At 71.5% G+C, this 17,199-nt stretch carries 16 protein-coding genes; 11 read left to right on the forward strand and 5 right to left on the reverse strand.

Annotated elements, in window-relative coordinates; all coding sequences use genetic code 11:
* Positions 1-431: 431 nt before the first annotated feature.
* The 3 genes from AMK27_RS15615 to AMK27_RS15625 form a co-directional block, all read right to left on the reverse strand.
* A complete protein-coding gene (locus AMK27_RS15615; protein ID WP_073907122.1) occupies positions 432-1,889 on the reverse strand; it encodes a catalase in 1,458 nt (485 codons plus the stop codon).
* A 188-nt stretch (positions 1,890-2,077) separates the two neighbouring features.
* Positions 2,078-2,968: a 2-hydroxy-3-oxopropionate reductase gene (locus AMK27_RS15620; protein WP_073907125.1), complete on the reverse strand. Its 891-nt coding sequence runs from the start codon at positions 2,966-2,968 to the stop codon at positions 2,078-2,080.
* A gap of 47 nt (positions 2,969-3,015) precedes the next feature.
* Positions 3,016-3,849 (reverse strand): TIM barrel protein, encoded by an 834-nt coding sequence (locus tag AMK27_RS15625; protein ID WP_073907128.1) that lies wholly within the window; start codon positions 3,847-3,849, stop codon positions 3,016-3,018.
* A gap of 140 nt (positions 3,850-3,989) precedes the next feature.
* Between AMK27_RS15625 and AMK27_RS15630 the strand changes: the two genes are divergently transcribed.
* From AMK27_RS15630 to AMK27_RS15670, 9 genes are all read left to right on the forward strand, one after another.
* Positions 3,990-4,241, forward strand: a complete 252-nt coding sequence (locus AMK27_RS15630) for a thiamine-binding protein (RefSeq protein ID WP_073907685.1) — start codon at positions 3,990-3,992, stop codon at positions 4,239-4,241.
* A 44-nt stretch (positions 4,242-4,285) separates the two neighbouring features.
* A complete protein-coding gene (locus tag AMK27_RS15635) occupies positions 4,286-4,624 on the forward strand; it encodes a helix-turn-helix domain-containing protein (RefSeq protein ID WP_073907682.1) in 339 nt (112 codons plus the stop codon).
* Positions 4,625-4,779: 155 nt separating this feature from the next.
* The gene (uraD, locus tag AMK27_RS15640) at positions 4,780-5,304 is read left to right on the forward strand and encodes a 2-oxo-4-hydroxy-4-carboxy-5-ureidoimidazoline decarboxylase (RefSeq protein WP_073907131.1); all 525 of its coding nucleotides are present in this window, start codon (positions 4,780-4,782) and stop codon (positions 5,302-5,304) included.
* Positions 5,301-5,690 carry a hydroxyisourate hydrolase gene (gene uraH, locus AMK27_RS15645; protein ID WP_030323849.1) on the forward strand — a complete coding sequence of 130 codons (390 nt, stop codon included), beginning with the start codon at positions 5,301-5,303 and terminating at the stop codon, positions 5,688-5,690. Before uraD ends, uraH begins: the two co-directional genes overlap by 4 nt.
* 5 nt (positions 5,691-5,695) lie before the next feature.
* Complete coding sequence (gene pucL, locus AMK27_RS15650; protein WP_073907135.1) at positions 5,696-6,619, forward strand: factor-independent urate hydroxylase; 924 nt, start codon at positions 5,696-5,698, stop codon at positions 6,617-6,619.
* A gap of 71 nt (positions 6,620-6,690) precedes the next feature.
* A complete protein-coding gene (locus tag AMK27_RS15655) occupies positions 6,691-8,097 on the forward strand; it encodes a nucleobase:cation symporter-2 family protein (protein WP_073907140.1) in 1,407 nt (468 codons plus the stop codon).
* A gap of 48 nt (positions 8,098-8,145) precedes the next feature.
* A complete protein-coding gene (locus AMK27_RS15660; RefSeq protein WP_073907145.1) occupies positions 8,146-9,534 on the forward strand; it encodes an 8-oxoguanine deaminase in 1,389 nt (462 codons plus the stop codon).
* A gap of 400 nt (positions 9,535-9,934) precedes the next feature.
* Entirely contained in the window at positions 9,935-11,284 is a 1,350-nt protein-coding gene (locus AMK27_RS15665) for a nucleobase:cation symporter-2 family protein (RefSeq protein ID WP_107425591.1), read from the forward strand.
* A 59-nt stretch (positions 11,285-11,343) separates the two neighbouring features.
* A complete protein-coding gene (locus tag AMK27_RS15670; RefSeq protein ID WP_079188454.1) occupies positions 11,344-11,991 on the forward strand; it encodes an aspartate/glutamate racemase family protein in 648 nt (215 codons plus the stop codon).
* 172 nt (positions 11,992-12,163) lie between these two features.
* On the opposite strand, the gene AMK27_RS15675 is transcribed toward AMK27_RS15670, so the two are convergent.
* Entirely contained in the window at positions 12,164-12,757 is a 594-nt protein-coding gene (locus tag AMK27_RS15675) for a hypothetical protein (protein WP_073907152.1), read from the reverse strand.
* Positions 12,758-12,888: 131 nt separating this feature from the next.
* Here AMK27_RS15675 and AMK27_RS15680 point away from each other — a divergent pair, with 131 nt between their 5' ends.
* Together AMK27_RS15680 and AMK27_RS15685 are read left to right on the forward strand one after the other, a co-directional pair.
* Positions 12,889-13,854, forward strand: coding sequence for a fibronectin type III domain-containing protein (locus tag AMK27_RS15680; protein WP_073907156.1), 966 nt, complete (start codon positions 12,889-12,891; stop codon positions 13,852-13,854).
* A gap of 134 nt (positions 13,855-13,988) precedes the next feature.
* Positions 13,989-15,788, forward strand: a complete 1,800-nt coding sequence (locus tag AMK27_RS15685) for a hypothetical protein (protein ID WP_073907160.1) — start codon at positions 13,989-13,991, stop codon at positions 15,786-15,788.
* Between the two features lie 31 nt (positions 15,789-15,819).
* Here the strand turns inward: AMK27_RS15685 and AMK27_RS15690 are convergent, their stop codons facing one another.
* Positions 15,820-16,965 (reverse strand): GDSL-type esterase/lipase family protein, encoded by a 1,146-nt coding sequence (locus AMK27_RS15690; protein ID WP_073907164.1) that lies wholly within the window; start codon positions 16,963-16,965, stop codon positions 15,820-15,822.
* Positions 16,966-17,199: the final 234 nt, after the last annotated feature.

Below are 17,199 nucleotides of genomic sequence, written 5' to 3' on the forward strand. Positions count from 1 at the left end.
GTGCCTCGGCCCGCGCGTACGGGCGCCGGCCGGCCCGCGCACGCAAGAAGAGCGCGCAACCAGGGACCGTAAACCTGGTTGCGCGCTCTCCGGCTTGTGCCCGCCCGACGGCACGAGGCTGGCGCGACAGGACGTTCGCGCCGCCGGGCGGAGTCTCGGGTGGTGCCATGACCCCTCGGGAGGGGTCCGTCCGGGGGAGTCCCCCGGGAAGGGGCGTTGGGACCGCGGCGGTGCCGACGGGCGGCCGGTACTCCTCTTCTTTCAGGTCAAGAAGGGGGATCGGCGCCCTTACCACCGCACTGGCTCGGCGCCGCCGCGGTCCTCACGCTTGTCCGGATCACCGGCCACCCCTCATCCGGGTCGGCGATCCGGACCACGTACGGCACTGACCTCCCGTCAGGTGCCGTACGCAGTCTGGGTGCTGTCGGCCGTCAGTCCTGGCGCAGGGCTTCGACGGCCTCGGCCACGCGCTTGCCGTAGTCCGCGTCGGCGGCGGCGAAGTGCGCGAGGTTCTTCTCGATGACGTCCTCGCGGGACACCTGGGACAGACCGCCGGCGATGTTGGCGACCAGACGCTTCTTCTCGTCCTCGGACATCAGGCGGAAGAGCTCGCCGGCCTGGAAGAAGTCGTCGTCCTTGGTGTGCTGCGGCGCCTCGTGGGTGCCGGTCCAGCCGTGGATCGCGAGCGGGGCGGAGAGCGCCGCGTCGGTCTGGGCCGGGCCCTGGTAGGAGTTGGGCTCGTAGTTCTTGTCGTGGCGCGAGCCCTGGCGGGTGGCCATGGCGCCGTCCCGGCCGTAGTTCTCCGCGACGGTCGCCTTCGGCGCGTTCACCGCGAGCTGGGTGTGGTTGACACCGAGGCGGTAGCGGTGGGCGTCCGCGTAGGCGAAGAGGCGGCCCTGGAGCATCTTGTCCGGCGAGGGGCCGATGCCCGGGACGAAGTTGTTCGGGGAGAACGCGGCCTGCTCGACCTCGGCGAAGACGTTGTCCGGGTTGCGGTCGAGGACCAGGCGGCCCACGCGCTGCAGCGGGTAGTCGCTGTGCGGCCACACCTTGGTGAGGTCGAAGGGGTTGAAGCGGTAGTCGGCGGCCTCGGCGGCCGGCATCATCTGGACGTACAGGGTCCAGGACGGGTTCACACCGCGCTCGATCGCCTGCAGCAGGTCGGTCTGGTGCGAGTTCGCGTCCTTGCCGACGAGCTCGGCGGCCTGGTCGGCGGAGAGCGAGCGGATGCCCTGGTTCGTCTTGAAGTGGTACTTGACGAAGAAGGCCTCGCCCGCCTCGTTGGTCCACTGGTAGGTGTGCGAGCCGTAGCCGTTCATGTGACGGTACGAGGCCGGGATGCCGCGGTCGCCCATGAGCCAGGTGATCTGGTGGGTGGCCTCGGGGGCGTGGGCCCAGAAGTCCCAGACGTTGTCCGCCTCCTGCTTGCCCGTGAAGGGGTCGCGCTTCTGGGAGTGGATGAAGTCGGGGAACTTGATCGGGTCCTTGATGAAGAACACCGGGGTGTTGTTGCCGACGAGGTCGTAGTTGCCCTCTTCGGTGTAGAACTTCAGCGCGAAGCCGCGCGGGTCGCGGACGGCGTCCGCGCCACCGAGCGAGTCGGCCACGGTGGAGAAGCGGATGAAGGTCTCGGTCTTCTTGCCGACCTCACCGAGGAAGTTCGCCTTGGTGTACGAGGTGACGTCGTCGGTCACCTCGAAGTAGCCGTACGCACCGGAGCCGCGGGCGTGCACCACACGCTCCGGGATCCGCTCACGGTTGAAGCGCGCGAGCTTCTCCAGCAGGTGCTGGTCCTGGAGGAGGAGAGGGCCACCGACGCCGGCGGTGGCGGAGTTCTGGTTGTCGGCGACGGGGGCGCCGGACTCGGTCGTAAGCACGCGCTTCGACATCGTGACCTTCCGTACGGGAGCTCTGCTGACGGTGCGAGGAGCGTAAATTCGGCTCGAACGTGACGTCAACAGTTTGTTGAAAATGAAGTGTGGTGTTCCGGTCGGCGGCGGCGCCTGGGCGCGACAGGACAGTTGTCAGCGCCGCCGCCGACCGGAAATCTGGGGCCCCCGCAGGCGGGGGCGCTGGATCAGACCTGCTGGCCGGAGAGGCGCTCGACGGCGCGCAGCAGGGCCGAGTGGTCCAGGCCGCCGTCACCCTGGGCGCGCAGCGAGGCCACGAGCTGGGCGACGACCGCGCCGACCGGGAGGGCGGCACCGACGTTGCGGGCGGCGTCGGTGACGATGCCCATGTCCTTGTGGTGCAGGTCGATCCGGAAGCCGGGCTTGAAGTCCCGGTTCAGGAAGTTGTCCTTCTTGCGGGTCAGCACGGTCGAGCCGGCCAGACCGCCGTTGAGGACGTCGAGGGCGGCCTGGAGGTCCACACCGGACTTCTCCAGGAAGACGACGGCCTCGGCGCAGGCCTGGATGTTGACCGCGACGATCAGCTGGTTGGCGGCCTTCACCGTCTGGCCGGAGCCGTGCGGGCCGCAGAGGACGATCGTCTTGCCGAGGGCCTCGAGGATCGGGAGGGCCTCGTCGAAGTCGGCCTTCTCGCCACCGACCATGATCGAGAGCACCGCCTCGATGGCGCCGGCCTCGCCGCCGGAGACGGGCGCGTCGATGACGCGGATGCCCTTCTCCTTGGCATTCTTCGCCAGGTCGACCGAGGTCTGCGGGGTGATCGACGACATGTCGACGATCAGCGCGCCCTGCTTCGCGTTCTCCAGGATGCCGTCCGGGCCGTAGGCGATGGCCTCGACCTGCGGGGAGGCGGGCACCATCGTGACGATGACGTCGGCGTCCTTGACGGCCTCGGCGATCGAGGCGGCGGAGGTGCCGCCGGCCTTGGCGAGCCGGTCCAGCTTGTCCTGCTCGAGGGTGAAGCCGGCGACCGAGTAGCCGGCCTTCAGCAGGTTCTCGGACATGGGGGAGCCCATGATGCCGAGGCCGATCCAAGCGATCTTGGGAAGAGTGCTCATGGTGAGGGTGCCTCTCAAAACAAGGTGGTACGGGGAGGGGGCCTGCGTCAGCGAGCCGGGCGAGCCTCGACGGGCAGCCACTCGAAGGAAGCGGCGGCGTCGGCGGCCTTGTACTCCAGGCCGATCCAGCCGTCGTAGCCGGCCTTCTTCAGCTCGTCGAGGAGCTGCTCGAGCGGCAGGTCGCCGGTGCCCGGCGCGCCGCGGCCCGGGTTGTCCGCGATCTGGACGTGGCCGGTCTTGGCCGCGTACTCCGCGATGACCTGGCTGACGTTCTCGCCGTTCATCGACAGGTGGTAGATGTCGAGGAGGAACTTGGCGTTGCCGAGCCCGGTCGCCGCGTTGACCTTGTCGATGACCTCGATCGCGGAGGGGGCGCTCACCAGCGGGTAGAGCGGCGACTCCGGCTTGTTCAGGGTCTCGACGAGGAGGATCGCGCCGATCCGGTCGGCCGCGCGGGCGGCCAGGACCAGGTTCTCCAGGGCGAGGGCGTCCTGGATCTGCGGGTCGACGCCCTCGACGCGGTTGCCGTAGAGCGCGTTGAGCGCCTTGCAGCCGACCGAGGCGGCGAAGTCCGCGGCCACCTCGATGTTGGCGCGGAAGCGGTCCGACTCGTCCCCGGGTACGGAGAGGGCTCCGCGGTCCGGGCCGGGGAGCTGCCCGGCGTAGAAGTTCAGGCCCACCAGCTGGGTGCCGGCGTCCTCAAGAGCCTCCTTGAGGGCGTCGAGCTCGCTCTGCTCGGGGGTGGCGGTGTCGATCCAGGGCCACCACAGCTCGACCGCGGTGAAGCCCGCCGCGGCGGCGGCCGCGGGGCGCTCCAGGAGCGGGAGTTCCGTGAAGAGGATCGACAGGTTCACATCGAAGCGCTGGTCCGTGTATCCCATGAGGGGCGGCGCTCCTTCCGTATCGCGGAAGTAAGTTTCTGTCTGACGGAATGTTGCAAGGCGGGGGAGCTGCTTGTCAAGAGGTCGCCGCAGGTCCGGGGCTCCCGTGGACGGGAGCGGGGCCGTAGCGTGGGGCCATGGTGCGTTTGAGAGTGGAGTTCACGACCGAGCCGTTCGACCTCGACGAGGCGCCGGCGCACGCGGTCGTGGCCCGTGAGGTCATCCAGTCGGCAGAGCTCGACGCGGTCGACGTCGGCCCCTTCGGCAACACGGCGGAAGGCGGTGCCGACGAGGTGCTCACCGCCGTCGACGCGCTGCTGCGCGAGTCGCTCGCGGCCGGGGCCACCCGTGTCTCGCTCCAGGTCAATGTGATCGGGGAGGGCGAGAAGTGAACGAGCACCCGCTGGTCACCGCCGTCAAGCCGCTGGTCGACGCCATGGGCGCCGAGCTGCTCGTCCCCGCGCAGGCGGAGGCCGACGACGTCGTCCTGTCCTGGGAGGGCGAGGACGTGCTCGCGGTACGGCTGCCGCAGCTGTCCGAATCCCTCGACCACATCCTCGTGGCGATGGAGCGGCGGCACGGGATGCCGCTGGCCGAACTGGACCGCAAGGCCAAGCAGGAGGTCGTCCGCCTTCTGGAGGCGCGCGGGGCCTTCGCCGTACGCCATGGAGTGGAGACGGTGGCGGGTGCACTCGGTGTCAGCCGCTTCACCGTGTACAACTACCTCAACCGGGAGACCGCCCTGAACAGGGAAAAGGCCGCCAAGGGCGAGTAGTTGATCATGTGTGGCCACAAGCCGTCGTCCGGATGTCGGGACGACGGCTTTTGTGTGGCCGAGTTTTCAACAAAGTGTTGACGTTGTGTTGCGGAGGGCGTTAGCTATCCGCAGCCCGTCCGACGCACAGCGAAAAACAGCCACGGAGGCTTCCCGTGACTTCAGGTACGACACCGGGCCTCACCCGGTTCAACACCTCCGCGGACAGCGAGGCCCTCGCCGCGCTCCACGAGGTGTGTTCCAGTTCGGCGTGGGGGAGCAAGATTCTCGCCCAGCGCCCGTACACCACCGCCGAAGCTCTCTTCCTCGCCAGCGACGCCGCCATGGCCGAGCTGACCGCCGAGGACCTGGCCGAGGCGATGGCGGGGCACCCGCCGATCGGTCGTCCGAAGGCCGGGGACCCGACCTCCTCCCGTGAACAGAGCGGGATGGCCGGCGCCTCCGCGGAGCTCAAGGCCGAGATGCTCGAACTCAACCTGGCCTACCAGGACACGTTCGGACACGTCTTCCTCATCTGCGCCACCGGCCTGACCGGCGAGCAGATGCGCGACGCGCTCCGGCAGCGGATCGGCAACTCGCCCGAGGCGGAGCGGGAGATCGTCCGCACCGAACTGGGCAAGATCAACCGCATCCGGCTGACCCGTCTCGTAGAGACCTCCGAGGAAGAGAGCTCCGCATGAGCACCGACACCACGGCCTCGGTGTCCACACACATCCTGGACACCAGCATCGGCCGCCCCGCCGAGGGCGTCGCCATCACGCTCGCGGCCCGCAGCGGCTTCGACGCGGAGTGGGTCGCGCTCGGCGGTTCCGCCACCGACGCGGACGGGCGCTGCAAGGACCTGCCGGCGCTGCCGGAGGGCACCACCCACGTACGCCTCGACTTCGAGGTCGAGACGTACTTCTCCAAGAAGCAAGCCGAGGCGCAGCAGGACGCCCCCCGCGTAAGGGACAGCGGTGCGTTCTTCCCGGAGGTGGCGATCACGTTCGCCGTCACGCCGGGCGAGCACTATCACGTACCGCTGCTGCTCAACCCGTTCGGCTACTCCGTATACCGAGGGAGCTAGCAGACATGCCCACGATTCTCGGCCAGAACCAGTACGGCAAAGCAGAGAACCGCGTCGTCAAGATCACGCGGGACGGCGACACCCACCACATCAAGGACCTGAACGTCTCCGTCGCCCTCTCCGGCGACCTCGACGACGTCCACCTCACCGGCTCCAACGCCAACTGCCTCCCCACCGACACGACGAAGAACACCGTCTTCGCGTTCGCCAAGGAGTACGGCATCGAGTCCGCCGAGCAGTTCGGCATCCACCTCGCCCGCCACTTCGTGACGAGCCAGGAGCCGATCAAGAAGGCGCGCATCCGGATCGAGGAGTACTCCTGGGAGCGCATCGCGTCCTCCGAGGCCAACTCCAAGTTCATCGGCGCCGACGAGGTCAACCACTCCTTCGCCCGCAAGGGCCAGGAGACCCGCGTCACCCAGATCACCTACGACGGCGCGAACTGGGAGGTCATCTCCGGCCTCAAGGACCTCGTGGTCATGAACTCCACCAACTCGGAGTTCTGGGGCTACATCAAGGACCAGTACACGACGCTCCAGGAGGCGTACGACCGCATCCTGGCCACGCAGGTGTCCGCCCGCTGGCGGTTCAACTGGACCGACGACGAGCAGCGCATGCCCAACTGGGAGCGGTCCTACGAGCAGACCAAGAAGCACATGCTCGAGGCCTTCTCGGAGACGTACTCGTACTCCCTCCAGCAGACGCTGTACCAGATGGCCACGCGCATCATCAACCACCGCTCGGAGATCGACGAAGTCCGCTTCTCGCTCCCGAACAAGCACCACTTCCTGGTCGACCTCGAGCCCTTCGGCCTCAAGAACGACAACGAGGTCTACTACGCCGCCGACCGCATGTACGGCCTCATCGAGGCCACCGTCCTCCGGGACGGAGCCACGGCGCAGATCCCGGTCGACATGACCAACCTCTAAGCGGCGTCCGCGTGACCGGCCCCCGCCCGCCCGCAGTCGGGCGGGGGCCGCGCCGGACCGGAGGGAATCTCATGGCACAGCCAGCAAAGGGGCCGGCACCCGCCGAAGGCCCGTGTTCCACCCTGCCGGGCACGACCGACCAGGTCCACCCGGTGGACGAAAAGCTCCCCGCCTCGCGGCTCGTCCCCGCGGCACTCCAGCACATCGCCGCCATGTACGCGGGCGTCGTCACCCCTCCGCTCATCATCGGGCAGGCGGTCGGCCTGGACGCCGCCGGAATGACCCGGCTCATCGCCGCCAGCCTGCTCATCGCCGGCTGCGCCACCATCCTGCAGACGCTCGGCGTCCGGAACTTCGCCGGCAACCGGCTCCCGTTCGTCAACGCGGCCTCCTCCGCCGGCATCGCGCCGATGCTCGCCATCGCCGAGACCAGCGCCCCCGGCCACCAACTCCCCGCCATCTACGGTGCAGTGATGGTCGCCGGAGTGTTCTGCCTCGCCGTCGGCCCCTTCTTCGGCAGGCTCCTGCGCTTCTTCCCGCCGCTCGTCACCGGCGTCGTCATCACCCTCATCGGGGTGACCCTGATGCCCGTCCCCGTCGGCTGGGCGCAGGGCGGCGACCGGACCGCCGCCGACTTCGGCGCCATGAAGTACCTGGCACTCGCCGGCTTCACCCTCGTCGTCATCCTGCTCTTCCAGCGCTTCGGCAAGGGCTTCGTCAAGCAGATCGCCCTGCTGCTCGGCCTCTTCATCGGCACCCTCGCCGCGATCCCCTTCGGGATGGCCGACTTCACCGCCCTGCGCGAGGCGCCCGTCGCGGCCCTGCCCGCCCCCTTCGCCTTCGGCGCCCCCGAGTTCCAGCCCGCCGCGATCCTCTCCCTGTGCATCGTGATGCTGGTCCTGATGACCGAGTCCAGCGCCGGCATGCTCGCCCTCGGCGAGATCTGCGACCGCCGCAGCGACGGCCGGACCATCACCCGCGGACTGCGCACCGACGGCATCGCCACCCTGGTCGGCCCCGTCTTCGGCGGCTTCCCGACCTCGGCCTTCGCCCAGAACGTCGGCGTCGTCTCGCTGACCCGGGTGCGCTCCCGGTACGTGGTCGCCGTCGCCGGCGGCGCCCTGCTGGTCCTCGGCGCCTTCCCGGTCCTCGGCGCCGTCGTCTCCATGGTCCCGATGCCCGTCCTCGGCGGCGCCGGTATCGTGCTCTTCGGTTCGATCGCGGTCAGCGGCATCCGCACCCTCTCGGAAGCCGGACTCGACGACAGCTCCAACATCATCCTGGTGGCCGTCGCGCTCGGAGCGGGCATCATCCCGCTCGCCGCTCCCACTTTCTACGCCGACTTCCCCGCCTGGGCGCAGACCGTGCTCGGCTCCGGCATCAGCGCCGGCGCGCTCGTCGCCGTCCTGCTGAATCTGTTCTTCCACCATCTCGGCACCCGGAGCCGTCGCACGGCTCCGGCACTCAAATCCTCCTAGGGTCCTGCCGTGCCCACACCACCCCCGAGGAATGAAGGAAGCACCGCCATGGCAGCACCTTCGGCAGCCCAGCGCATCGTCATCGAGAACGCGGCGATCGCGACCGTCGACGCGAACGACACCGAGTACGCCTCCGGCTACCTCGTCGTCGCGGACAACAAGATCGAGTCCATCGGCGCCGGCAAGGCTCCCGAGGGCCTGGAGAACGTGGTCCGGCGCATCGACGCCACCGGCCATCTCGTCACGCCCGGTCTCGTCAACACCCACCACCACTTCTACCAGTGGATCACCCGGGGCCTGGCGACCGACCACAACCTCTTCAACTGGCTCGTCGCCCTCTACCCGACCTGGGCGCGGATCGACGAGCAGATGGTGCGCGCCGCGGCGCAGGGCTCGCTGGCCATGATGGCCCGCGGCGGTGTCACCACCGCCATGGACCACCACTACGTGTACCCGGTGAACTCCGGCGACCTGTCCGGTGCCATCATCGGCGCCGCCTCCGACATGGGCGTCCGCTTCACCCTCGCCCGCGGTTCCATGGACCGCAGCGAGAAGGACGGCGGCCTGCCGCCGGACTTCGCCGTCGAGACCACCGAGGGCGCGCTCGCCGCGACCGAGGAGACGGTGAAGAAGTACCACGACGCCTCCTTCGACGCGATGACCCAGGTCGCCGTCGCCCCCTGCTCGCCCTTCTCGATCTCCACCGAACTCCTCCGGGAGGGCGCCGCGCTCGGCCGCCGCCTCGGTGTGCGCATGCACACCCACGGCTCGGAGACCGTGGAGGAGGAGAAGTTCTGCCACGAGCTGTTCGGCATGGGCCCGACGGACTACTTCGAGTCCACCGGCTTCCTCGGCGAGGACGTGTGGATGGCGCACTGCGTCCACATGAACGACTCCGACATCGCGGCCTTCGCCCGCACCAAGACCGGTGTGGCGCACTGCCCCTCGTCCAACGCGCGTCTCGCCGCCGGCATCGCCCGCGTCCCCGACATGCTGAAGGCGGGCGTACCCGTCGGCCTCGGCGTCGACGGCACCGCCTCCAACGAGTCCGGCGAGCTCCACACCGAGCTGCGCAACGCGCTCCTCATCAACCGGCTCGGCGCCCACCGCGAGGCCGCGCTCAACGCCCGCCAGGCCCTGCGCCTCGGCACCTACGGCGGCGCCCAGGTCCTCGGCCGCGCCGACAACATCGGCTCCCTCGAGGCCGGCAAGCTCGCCGACTTCGTCCTGTGGAAGATCGACGGCCTCGGCCACTCCACCATCGCCGACCCGGTCACCGCCATCGTCTTCGGCGCGGCGGCCCCGGTCACCGCCTCCTTCGTCAACGGCAAGCAGATCGTCGAGAACAACCGACTGCTCACCGTCGACGAGGACACCATCGCGCGCGACGCGCGCGCGGAGGCCCAGCGTCTGGCCCGCATCGCGGCCCAGGCCTGATCCTCCCCACGGAGTCCGACCGAGGGGGACGGCCCTCGGTCGGTCGCCGCGGACCCGAGCGGGGTCCGCGGCAGCCCGACCGGGAGGTGCCGTACGCAGAAGACGTACGGCGCCTCCCGGGACGGTGATGTCCGCCCGCACCCCCACCGGGCGCCCGTCCCCGCGTCGCAGACTCCCCTCGCGCGCACCGCACCTCCGCCGTACCCCGCAACGAGCCGCACCTCCTGCACCCCGCACCGCATCGCACCACCTCCCTGAACCCCGCGTCACCGCCGACGCGTAACCGACCGGAGGAACCGCCGTGGCCGCCAAGCCCCAGGTTCGCAATGCACAAGACGCAGGCTCCGCCGCCGACGACCGCGAGACTCATCCGGTCGACGAGACGCTGCCCCCACTGAAGATGCTCACCAGCGGCCTCCAGCATGTGGCCGCCATGTACGCCGGGGTCGTCGCCCCGCCCCTGATCGTCGGAGCGGCCGTCGGCCTCTCCGGCACCGAACTCACCTTCCTGACCGGCGCCAGCCTCTTCACCGCGGGGCTCGCGACCTTCCTCCAGACGCTCGGGGTCTGGAAGATCGGCGCCCGGCTCCCCTTCGTCAACGGCGTCACCTTCGCCGGTGTCGCACCGATGCTCGCCATCGTCGACACCACCGACGACAAGGCCGACGCGCTCCCCGTGATCTTCGGCGCGATCATCGTCGCCGGACTTCTCGGCTTCCTCGCCGCCCCCTGGTTCTCCCGGCTCGTGCGGTTCTTCCCGCCAGTCGTCACCGGCACCGTGATCACCCTCATAGGCGTCTCCCTCCTCCCGGTCGCCTTCGGCTGGGCGCAAGGGCCCAATCCCGCCGCCGAGGACTACGGTTCGACCACGTTCCTCACGCTCGCCGGCATCACGCTCGTCGTCGTCCTCCTGCTCCGCCGCTTCACCCGCGGCTTCGTCAAGCAGATCGCGGTCCTCCTGGGCCTCGTCATCGGCACCCTCATCGCCATACCGTTCGGCGTCACCGACTTCTCCCCGGTGACCGAGGCGGACATCGTCGGCTTCCCGACGCCGTTCCACTTCGGCGGCCCGCAGTTCGCCCTCGCCGCGATCATCTCGATGTGCGTGGTCATGCTGGTCTCCATGACGGAGTCGACCGCCGACATGCTGGCCCTCGGCGAGATCGTCGAACGGCCCGCCGACGAGAAGACCATCGCGGCCGGACTGCGCGCCGACACCCTCGGCTCCGCGCTCAGCCCGCTCTTCAACGGCTTCATGTGCAGCGCCTTCGCGCAGAACATCGGCCTGGTCGCCATGACCCGGATCCGCAGCCGCTTCGTCGTCGCCTGCGGTGGCGGCTTCCTGGTCCTGATGGGCCTCTCCCCGGTCGCCGCCTCGCTGATCTCGGTCGTCCCCCGGCCGGTGCTCGGCGGCGCGGGTGTCGTCCTCTTCGGCTCGGTCGCCGCCAGCGGCATCCAGACCCTGGTCAAGGCCGGTCTCGAGAAGGACAACAACGTCCTCATCGTGGCCGTCTCCCTGGCCGTCGGCATCATCCCGATCACCGCGCCGGAGTTCTACCACGCCTTCCCGGAGACGGCGAAGATCATCCTGGACTCGGGCATCTCGACCGGCTGCGTCGCGGCCGTCCTGCTCAACGTGGTCTTCAACCACCTGGGCCGGGGCCGGGACGACGACGACGTCACCGCACCGATGGAGCCCGGCGACGAGATCTCCGGCAGCCGCACGGCGAAGGCGGCGCACGTCCACTGAACCCGCCCGCCGCTCCACCCCACGCCCCGGTCCCCGCGCACGCCGCGGGGCCCGGGGCCGTGGTGCTGATCAACCCCAACACCTCCACCGCCACGACCGCGATGATGACCGCCCTCGCCCGGCGCGCCCTGGGCGACGCCTTCCCCGTCCGCGGCGTGACGGTGACCCGGGGCCCGCGCATGCTCACCGACCCCGCCGCACTGGCTGCCGCGGCCCCGGAGGTCGTCGCCGCGGGCCTGCGCGCCGCGGCCGCCGGCGACTGCGCCGCCCTCCTCGTCGGCGCCTTCGGCGATCCGGGCGCGGAGCTGCTGCGCGCGGCCACCGACGTGCCCGTCATGGGCCTGGGCGAGGCGGCCCTCAGGGAAGCGGCCGCCGGCGGAACCCCCTTCGGCATCGCCACCACGACACCGCTCCTGGCCGACGCCATCGCGGCCCGTGTGACGGCCCTCGGCCTCGCCGACCGGTACACGGGCCTCCGCCTGACGGCGGGCGACCCTGAACACCTCTCCGCCCGACCGGAGCTGCTCCTCGACGCGCTGGAGCACGCGGTCCGCGCGTGCGTGGACCGGGACGGAGCCCGGGCGGTCGTCATCGGCGGCGGCCCGCTGGGCGACGCGGCGGAGGAACTGCGCACCCGCTGCGCCGTGAGGATCGTGGCCCCGATCCCGGCGGCGTGCGGGGCGCTGGTACGCGCGCTGCAACGGTGATGCCCGACGGGCGGCCCGTCCGGCCCCCGATGCCGCGGACGCCACCGGCCCACGCTCCGGCACACCCGACCACGGCCCCCGGCCGAGGAGCCACCGGCCCGACGCCGACGCGGGCGCCCCGCGGCGGTCCCGCTTTCCCGACGGCCATGGAGGCGCCCCGCGACGGCCCCGCTCACCGTTCCACCGCGGCCCTGCGGCGGCACTCCTGAGCCAGCGTCGGATACGCCTCGCCGATCGCCTCGTACAGCCGTCGCCGCAGCAGCCGCTCGGCCTCGCCGCGGCCGGTCTCGCCGTACAGGCCGTCGAGCAGCGCCTCGTACCGCGCGAGCGCGTGGCGCAGGTAGCTCACCTGCCACCGTACGAGCGCGCCGGCCTGAGCTCCCCCTCCCGGTGGCGTCCCGGGACTCCGCGCGCCCAGGAGCTGCCGGTGCCGGACAGCCCGGCGCTCCAGCTCAGGACCGGGCAGCCGGGGAACCTCGATCGGCTCCGCCCGGATCGCGGCCAGGACGGCGGTGCGGCGCCGCCCGGCGTAGGCCGCCGCGGCCGCGGAGCGGGCCGGTGAGAGCGCCGACGTCTCGGCGAACTCGGGTGTCCGCTCGACCGTCTCGACCCGCGCCAGGAGGTAGAGCCGCAGTGGCGTGGGGGACCAGCGGCGCGGGTCGCGGCCCTGCACGTCGGGCGTGCCGAGCAGCTCCCGCACCATCGTGTCGGTCCAGCCCCGCCGCCGTACCCCGGCGTGGCTCACATAGGTCGTACGGTCCGTCATGATTCCCCCAGATCCGATTACGGAGAGTGATGTTTTCAGTGAAGCGCACGCCACTGACAACGCCCCCTTGTCGAGTCCGGCCCGACTGTGCGATATAGGTCTGGACCTTTCCGACGGACGGAGGCCGGCCCGTGCAACGACCGCTCGCCGCAAGCCTGTTGACTGCCCTCGCGCTGACGCTCGGCCTTGCCGGCTGCTCCGGCGCCGTCGCTCCCGAGGCCGAGGACACCCGCGCCCCCACCGTCCCCTCCGGTGTCACCGCGACGGCGGGCAGCGCCACCACGGTCCATGTGATGTGGAGCGCGGCCACCGACGACCGGGCCGTCAGCGGCTACGCGGTCTACCGCGAGGGCCGCAAGGTCAAGGACCTCCCCGCCACCACCCTGATGACCGACGTCGTCGGCCTCGCCCCCGCCACCCTCCACCGCTTCACCGTCCGGGCCAGGGACGCCGCAGGCAACGTCTCGCCCCCCAGCGCCACCGTCACCGCGACCACCCTCCGTGCCGCCGCCGAGGACCGCACGCCCCCCACCACGCCGGCCGCGCTCCGCGCCACCTCCGACGGCAGCCGCGCCGTGACCCTCCGCTGGTCCGCGGCCAAGGACGACACCGAGGTCACCGCGTACGACGTCTACCAGGCCGACACCCGCATCCACACCGTGCCCGGCACCGCCACCACCGCGCACGTCACGGGCCTGCGCCCCGGCACCGCCTACGCGTTCACCGTCCGTGCCCGCGACGCCGCCGAGAACTCCTCCCCGGACAGCACCCCCGCCGACCTCACCACGGCCCCGTCCCCCGGCGCGCCCGCGAACACCGCCCCCACCCGCCTCACCGTGACGGCGGCCAAGGGCGAGATCACCGTCACCTGGACCCCGCCGGACACGGGCGCCCCGGTGACCCACCACGAACTCCACCTCAACGGAAGGTTCGCCACCACCATCATCTGGGGCACCGCCCCGCCCCCCGGCCGCGCCGGTTACACCTTCCCGGTCCAGGACCCCCCGGGCACCCGTTACACCGTCACCCTCCGTGCCAAACTCCCGGACGGGACCTGGGGCGACCTCTCGGCACCCCGGACGGTGGTGGTCCGCTGACGGCACGCCCGGAACCGCAATCGGGATCGCAATCGGATCGGAATCGGGACCGCGGCGCCCCGGCCCCGCCGCCGCCCGCCACGCCCCCCTGCGTCGTACGTCCGATTCGTCCCCCGCCGAACTACCCTGGAAGCGTGGCCGAGACCGTTCTCACCAACACCGGGCTCGACAGCTTCCTCGACGGAGCACCCGAGCGCCGCGATCCCGATTTCGTGCGTGCCGCCGAGGCGGTGCTGGGTCTCCTCGCCCTCCGGGGGGCCGACCGGGAGTCAGGGGTGCCCGAGCCGACACCCGGACTCGTACGGCGGCTGCTCGTCGAGGACCTGCCGACCTTCGTGTACGCGCCGCCCAGGGCCCTCGCGGCCTATCCCGCCGTCCTCGGCAGGCTCGCGGCGCGCTTCGACGGGGGCCGGGGCGAGCAGGTCGCCGGCACCGTCCGGGAGGCGGCCGGTGACTTCGAACGGGCGATGACCGACCCGGGGAACCTGACCTGGCACCGCTGGTACGCCTCGCTCCTGCGCGCCTGCGGCGCCGACCTCGCCGACCCGGAGGACGTACGGCGCCGGCTCGCCGCACTCGACGGGGCGCCGCTGCCCGACGGGGTGCACCGGGCCGACCTCATGGGCCGTACGGCCCTCGCCGACGTCCTGCTCGCCGAGGCCCTCACACGCGCGTACGTACGGGACGCCGAGGCCCCGCCCGCCGCCGGACCGCTGCTCACCGACCACGACGTCGCGACCGGCATCGGGCAGGTGGCCGCCGCGCTCCAGGACCGGTGGACCGCCGCCGGGCTCGCCGAGCAGCTCGCCGGACCGTACGCGCGCTTCGCGCCGGGGCCCGACGACTTCCCCCACCTCGTCCTGGCCGACGCCCTCCTGGACGAGCACCTCGACCACTACGGCGACATCGGCGTCCCCGTACCCCCGCCGCCCGCGGTCGAGGCGGGGGCGGTCGAGGAGGACGCGAACACCCTCATCGCCGCCGTCGAGGAGCTGTCCGAGGAGGAGTTCGAGCCCTACGGGGGCGAGGCTCCGCATCTGCTGTACGTGGTCTACCGGAGCGGCTGCTCGGCCGAGTCCGTCTCCCGCAAGGCCGCCGAGTACGAGGACTGGACCGTCGATCCGGCCGTGGAGGACCTGCCCGTGGCCGTTCCGGCGGCGGTGCCGGACGGGGCGTTCACGTCCTCGCACCTCGTCCCGCCCGTCGCCGAACTCGTACGGCTGCTCGGCACGGCCGACCTGACGGAGACCGACCGGGCCCGGCTCGAAGGCCCGGCCCGCGACCTCGCCGCCGTCGTCGACCGACTCGCCGGCACCGGCCTGGTCTTCCGCTCAGGCGACGCCTTCGGACTCACCCCGCGCGGCGCCGGTGTCGTCCGCTATCTCCTCGGCGTACGCGGGATCGCCGCCCCCGACGCCGCCGAGGCCGCGGCGTGGCCGGCCGCCGAGGCGGTGGCCGCCGCCGTGGGCTGGCCGACCTGCGTGGCCTCGCGGGTGCTCGCCGACTGGCTCCACGCGCGCGGGGACACCGCCGACGCCTGGTCCCGGCTGCTCGCCACCCTCGGCACCGTCCACGCGGGCACCACGGACGCCGCCGCCACCCGCGGGCTCTTCACCGTCCTCGACACCGCCGCCGCCCCGCCCGAGGCCCTGCGTTCCGCCCTCCGCGACCCCGTCATCGGCGCGTACGCCCATCAGGCCCTCCGCGCGCGCGGCGAGCCCTCGGACCTGATCCAGGTGGGGATCTCGGCGCGGGCGCTGTTCGTGCTCGACGCGCTGCCCGCGAAGAAGGGCCCGCTGGAGTCCCGCAGGGCCGCCTTCGACACGGCGGCCGCCGCCTGGCCGGGTGGTTCCGCCGCCCTGGTCCGGGCGATGCGGGCGGCGGACCGGCACGAGGCCGAGCGGGTCCTCGGCCCGCTCGGCCTGGCGCCCTAGCAGGCGCTGCGACGCCTGCCCCGCTCGGCCGCTACCCGGCCGTGAGGTACATCGCCGACGGACCCGAACCCGCCGTGTTGCGGCAGCTGTGGTTGCCCGTCGGGCGGGCGTGGACCAGGGCCAGGCAGCGGCCCAGGGCCTGCTGGCCGTAGGCGTTGGGGTGCATGGACTCCTGGACGAGCCCCTGCGTGCTCTGGCTGTCGATCCAGCGCGCCCACTCGCTCGTCGTCCCCGACGCCGGCGCCGTCGACGTCACCTGACGGCTCGCCTTCGCGCAGACCTCACGCCCCTGGAGCGCGTCCCGCAGGTCCATGAACTGCACGCCCTTGGCGGTCGCGACGCCCTTCAGGCGGTTGGCGAGCTGCGGGACGAGGGAGTCGCGGGCCCAGTCGGCGTCGGCGTTCCAGAACGGGCAGCCGCCGGTGTTCGTACGGGTCCACCCGCTCTCGCCGTACCGGTTCTCGGCGGCCCGGGGGATGGGGGAGGGGTAGGACTGCAGGACGATCCGGTAGTCGGACGAGGCGTATCCGGCGCCCGTCATCACGGCCCGGATCTCGTCGACCGAGCGGCCGACGTCCGCCATCACGCCGTCGATCCGGGCGTCGACCTCGGCCTGCTGGTCGTCGTGGCAGTACGAGTACCAGACGATGTAGTCCTTGGCGCAGGTGGCGATGATGTCGGCGAAGCCGAGGTCGTTGCCGCCGATGGAGAGGGCGATCAGCTCCACGTCGTACGAGGCGGCGACGGCCCCGAGCTGGTCGGCCTGCGGGGCCTCGCCCTTGTAGGGCTGACCGCCCTGCGAGGCACGGAAGACGTTGTCGGTCGTCGCGCCCGAGCAGGCCAGGTTGACCAGGGAGCTCGCGAGCGGTCCCGCGCTCTTCACCTCCGCGGTGTCCGAGCGGTGGCAGCCGCCCGCGGTGGCGCCGTACACCCGGGACGGGTCGTAACCGCTGCCCGTCCAGGCCCGGTCGGTGCCGTTGCGGTTGCCCGAGTTGGTGAGGCTGTTGCCCAGCCAGCGGCCGGCCTCCCCGGAGATGTAGCTGTCGCCCATGGCGACGACGGCGGTGGGGCCCGTGCCGGGGGCGGCCTGGGCGGGAGGGGCGGCGACGGAGGCGAGCCCGGCGGCGGTACACAGTGCCAGGAGTGCGCGCAGCGCACGGTGGGGCGACGAAGGCATGGCTGTGCTCCTGCGGTACGCAGTGACGTGGGGGACAGCCGCCGGCCGGTGGCATGGCGGAATCTGTCACCCACTGGCTTGTTACCGCTAGGTAGCTGCATATCTCGGTTGCGTCACGTCCCCTGTGCTCCCACAGGAACGGCGACAGGGCCCCGTCTCCGGTGCTGTGCGACACCGGGAACGAAGCCCTGCTCCAAGCTGTCCGACCGACTGTGCGGGCCGTCGGGTCAGCCG

This window comes from Streptomyces sp. CB02009, from assembly GCF_001905825.1.
GTDB lineage: Bacteria > Actinomycetota > Actinomycetes > Streptomycetales > Streptomycetaceae > Streptomyces.

Excerpts from the sequence above, each read along its gene's own strand:
- uraH (WP_030323849.1), top strand. The coding sequence starts at position 5,301 with ATGAGCACCGACACCACGGCCTCGGTGTCCACACACATCCTGGACACC.
- AMK27_RS15615 (WP_073907122.1), bottom strand. The coding sequence starts at position 1,889 with ATGTCGAAGCGCGTGCTTACGACCGAGTCCGGCGCCCCCGTCGCCGAC.
- AMK27_RS15660 (WP_073907145.1), top strand. The coding sequence starts at position 8,146 with ATGGCAGCACCTTCGGCAGCCCAGCGCATCGTCATCGAGAACGCGGCG.
- AMK27_RS15675 (WP_073907152.1), bottom strand. The coding sequence starts at position 12,757 with ATGACGGACCGTACGACCTATGTGAGCCACGCCGGGGTACGGCGGCGG.
- pucL (WP_073907135.1), top strand. The coding sequence starts at position 5,696 with ATGCCCACGATTCTCGGCCAGAACCAGTACGGCAAAGCAGAGAACCGC.
- AMK27_RS15635 (WP_073907682.1), top strand. The coding sequence starts at position 4,286 with ATGGGCGCCGAGCTGCTCGTCCCCGCGCAGGCGGAGGCCGACGACGTC.
- AMK27_RS15625 (WP_073907128.1), bottom strand. The coding sequence starts at position 3,849 with ATGGGATACACGGACCAGCGCTTCGATGTGAACCTGTCGATCCTCTTC.
- AMK27_RS15620 (WP_073907125.1), bottom strand. The coding sequence starts at position 2,968 with ATGAGCACTCTTCCCAAGATCGCTTGGATCGGCCTCGGCATCATGGGC.
- AMK27_RS15655 (WP_073907140.1), top strand. The coding sequence starts at position 6,691 with ATGGCACAGCCAGCAAAGGGGCCGGCACCCGCCGAAGGCCCGTGTTCC.
- AMK27_RS15690 (WP_073907164.1), bottom strand. The coding sequence starts at position 16,965 with ATGCCTTCGTCGCCCCACCGTGCGCTGCGCGCACTCCTGGCACTGTGT.
- AMK27_RS15665 (WP_107425591.1), top strand. The coding sequence starts at position 9,935 with ATGCTCACCAGCGGCCTCCAGCATGTGGCCGCCATGTACGCCGGGGTC.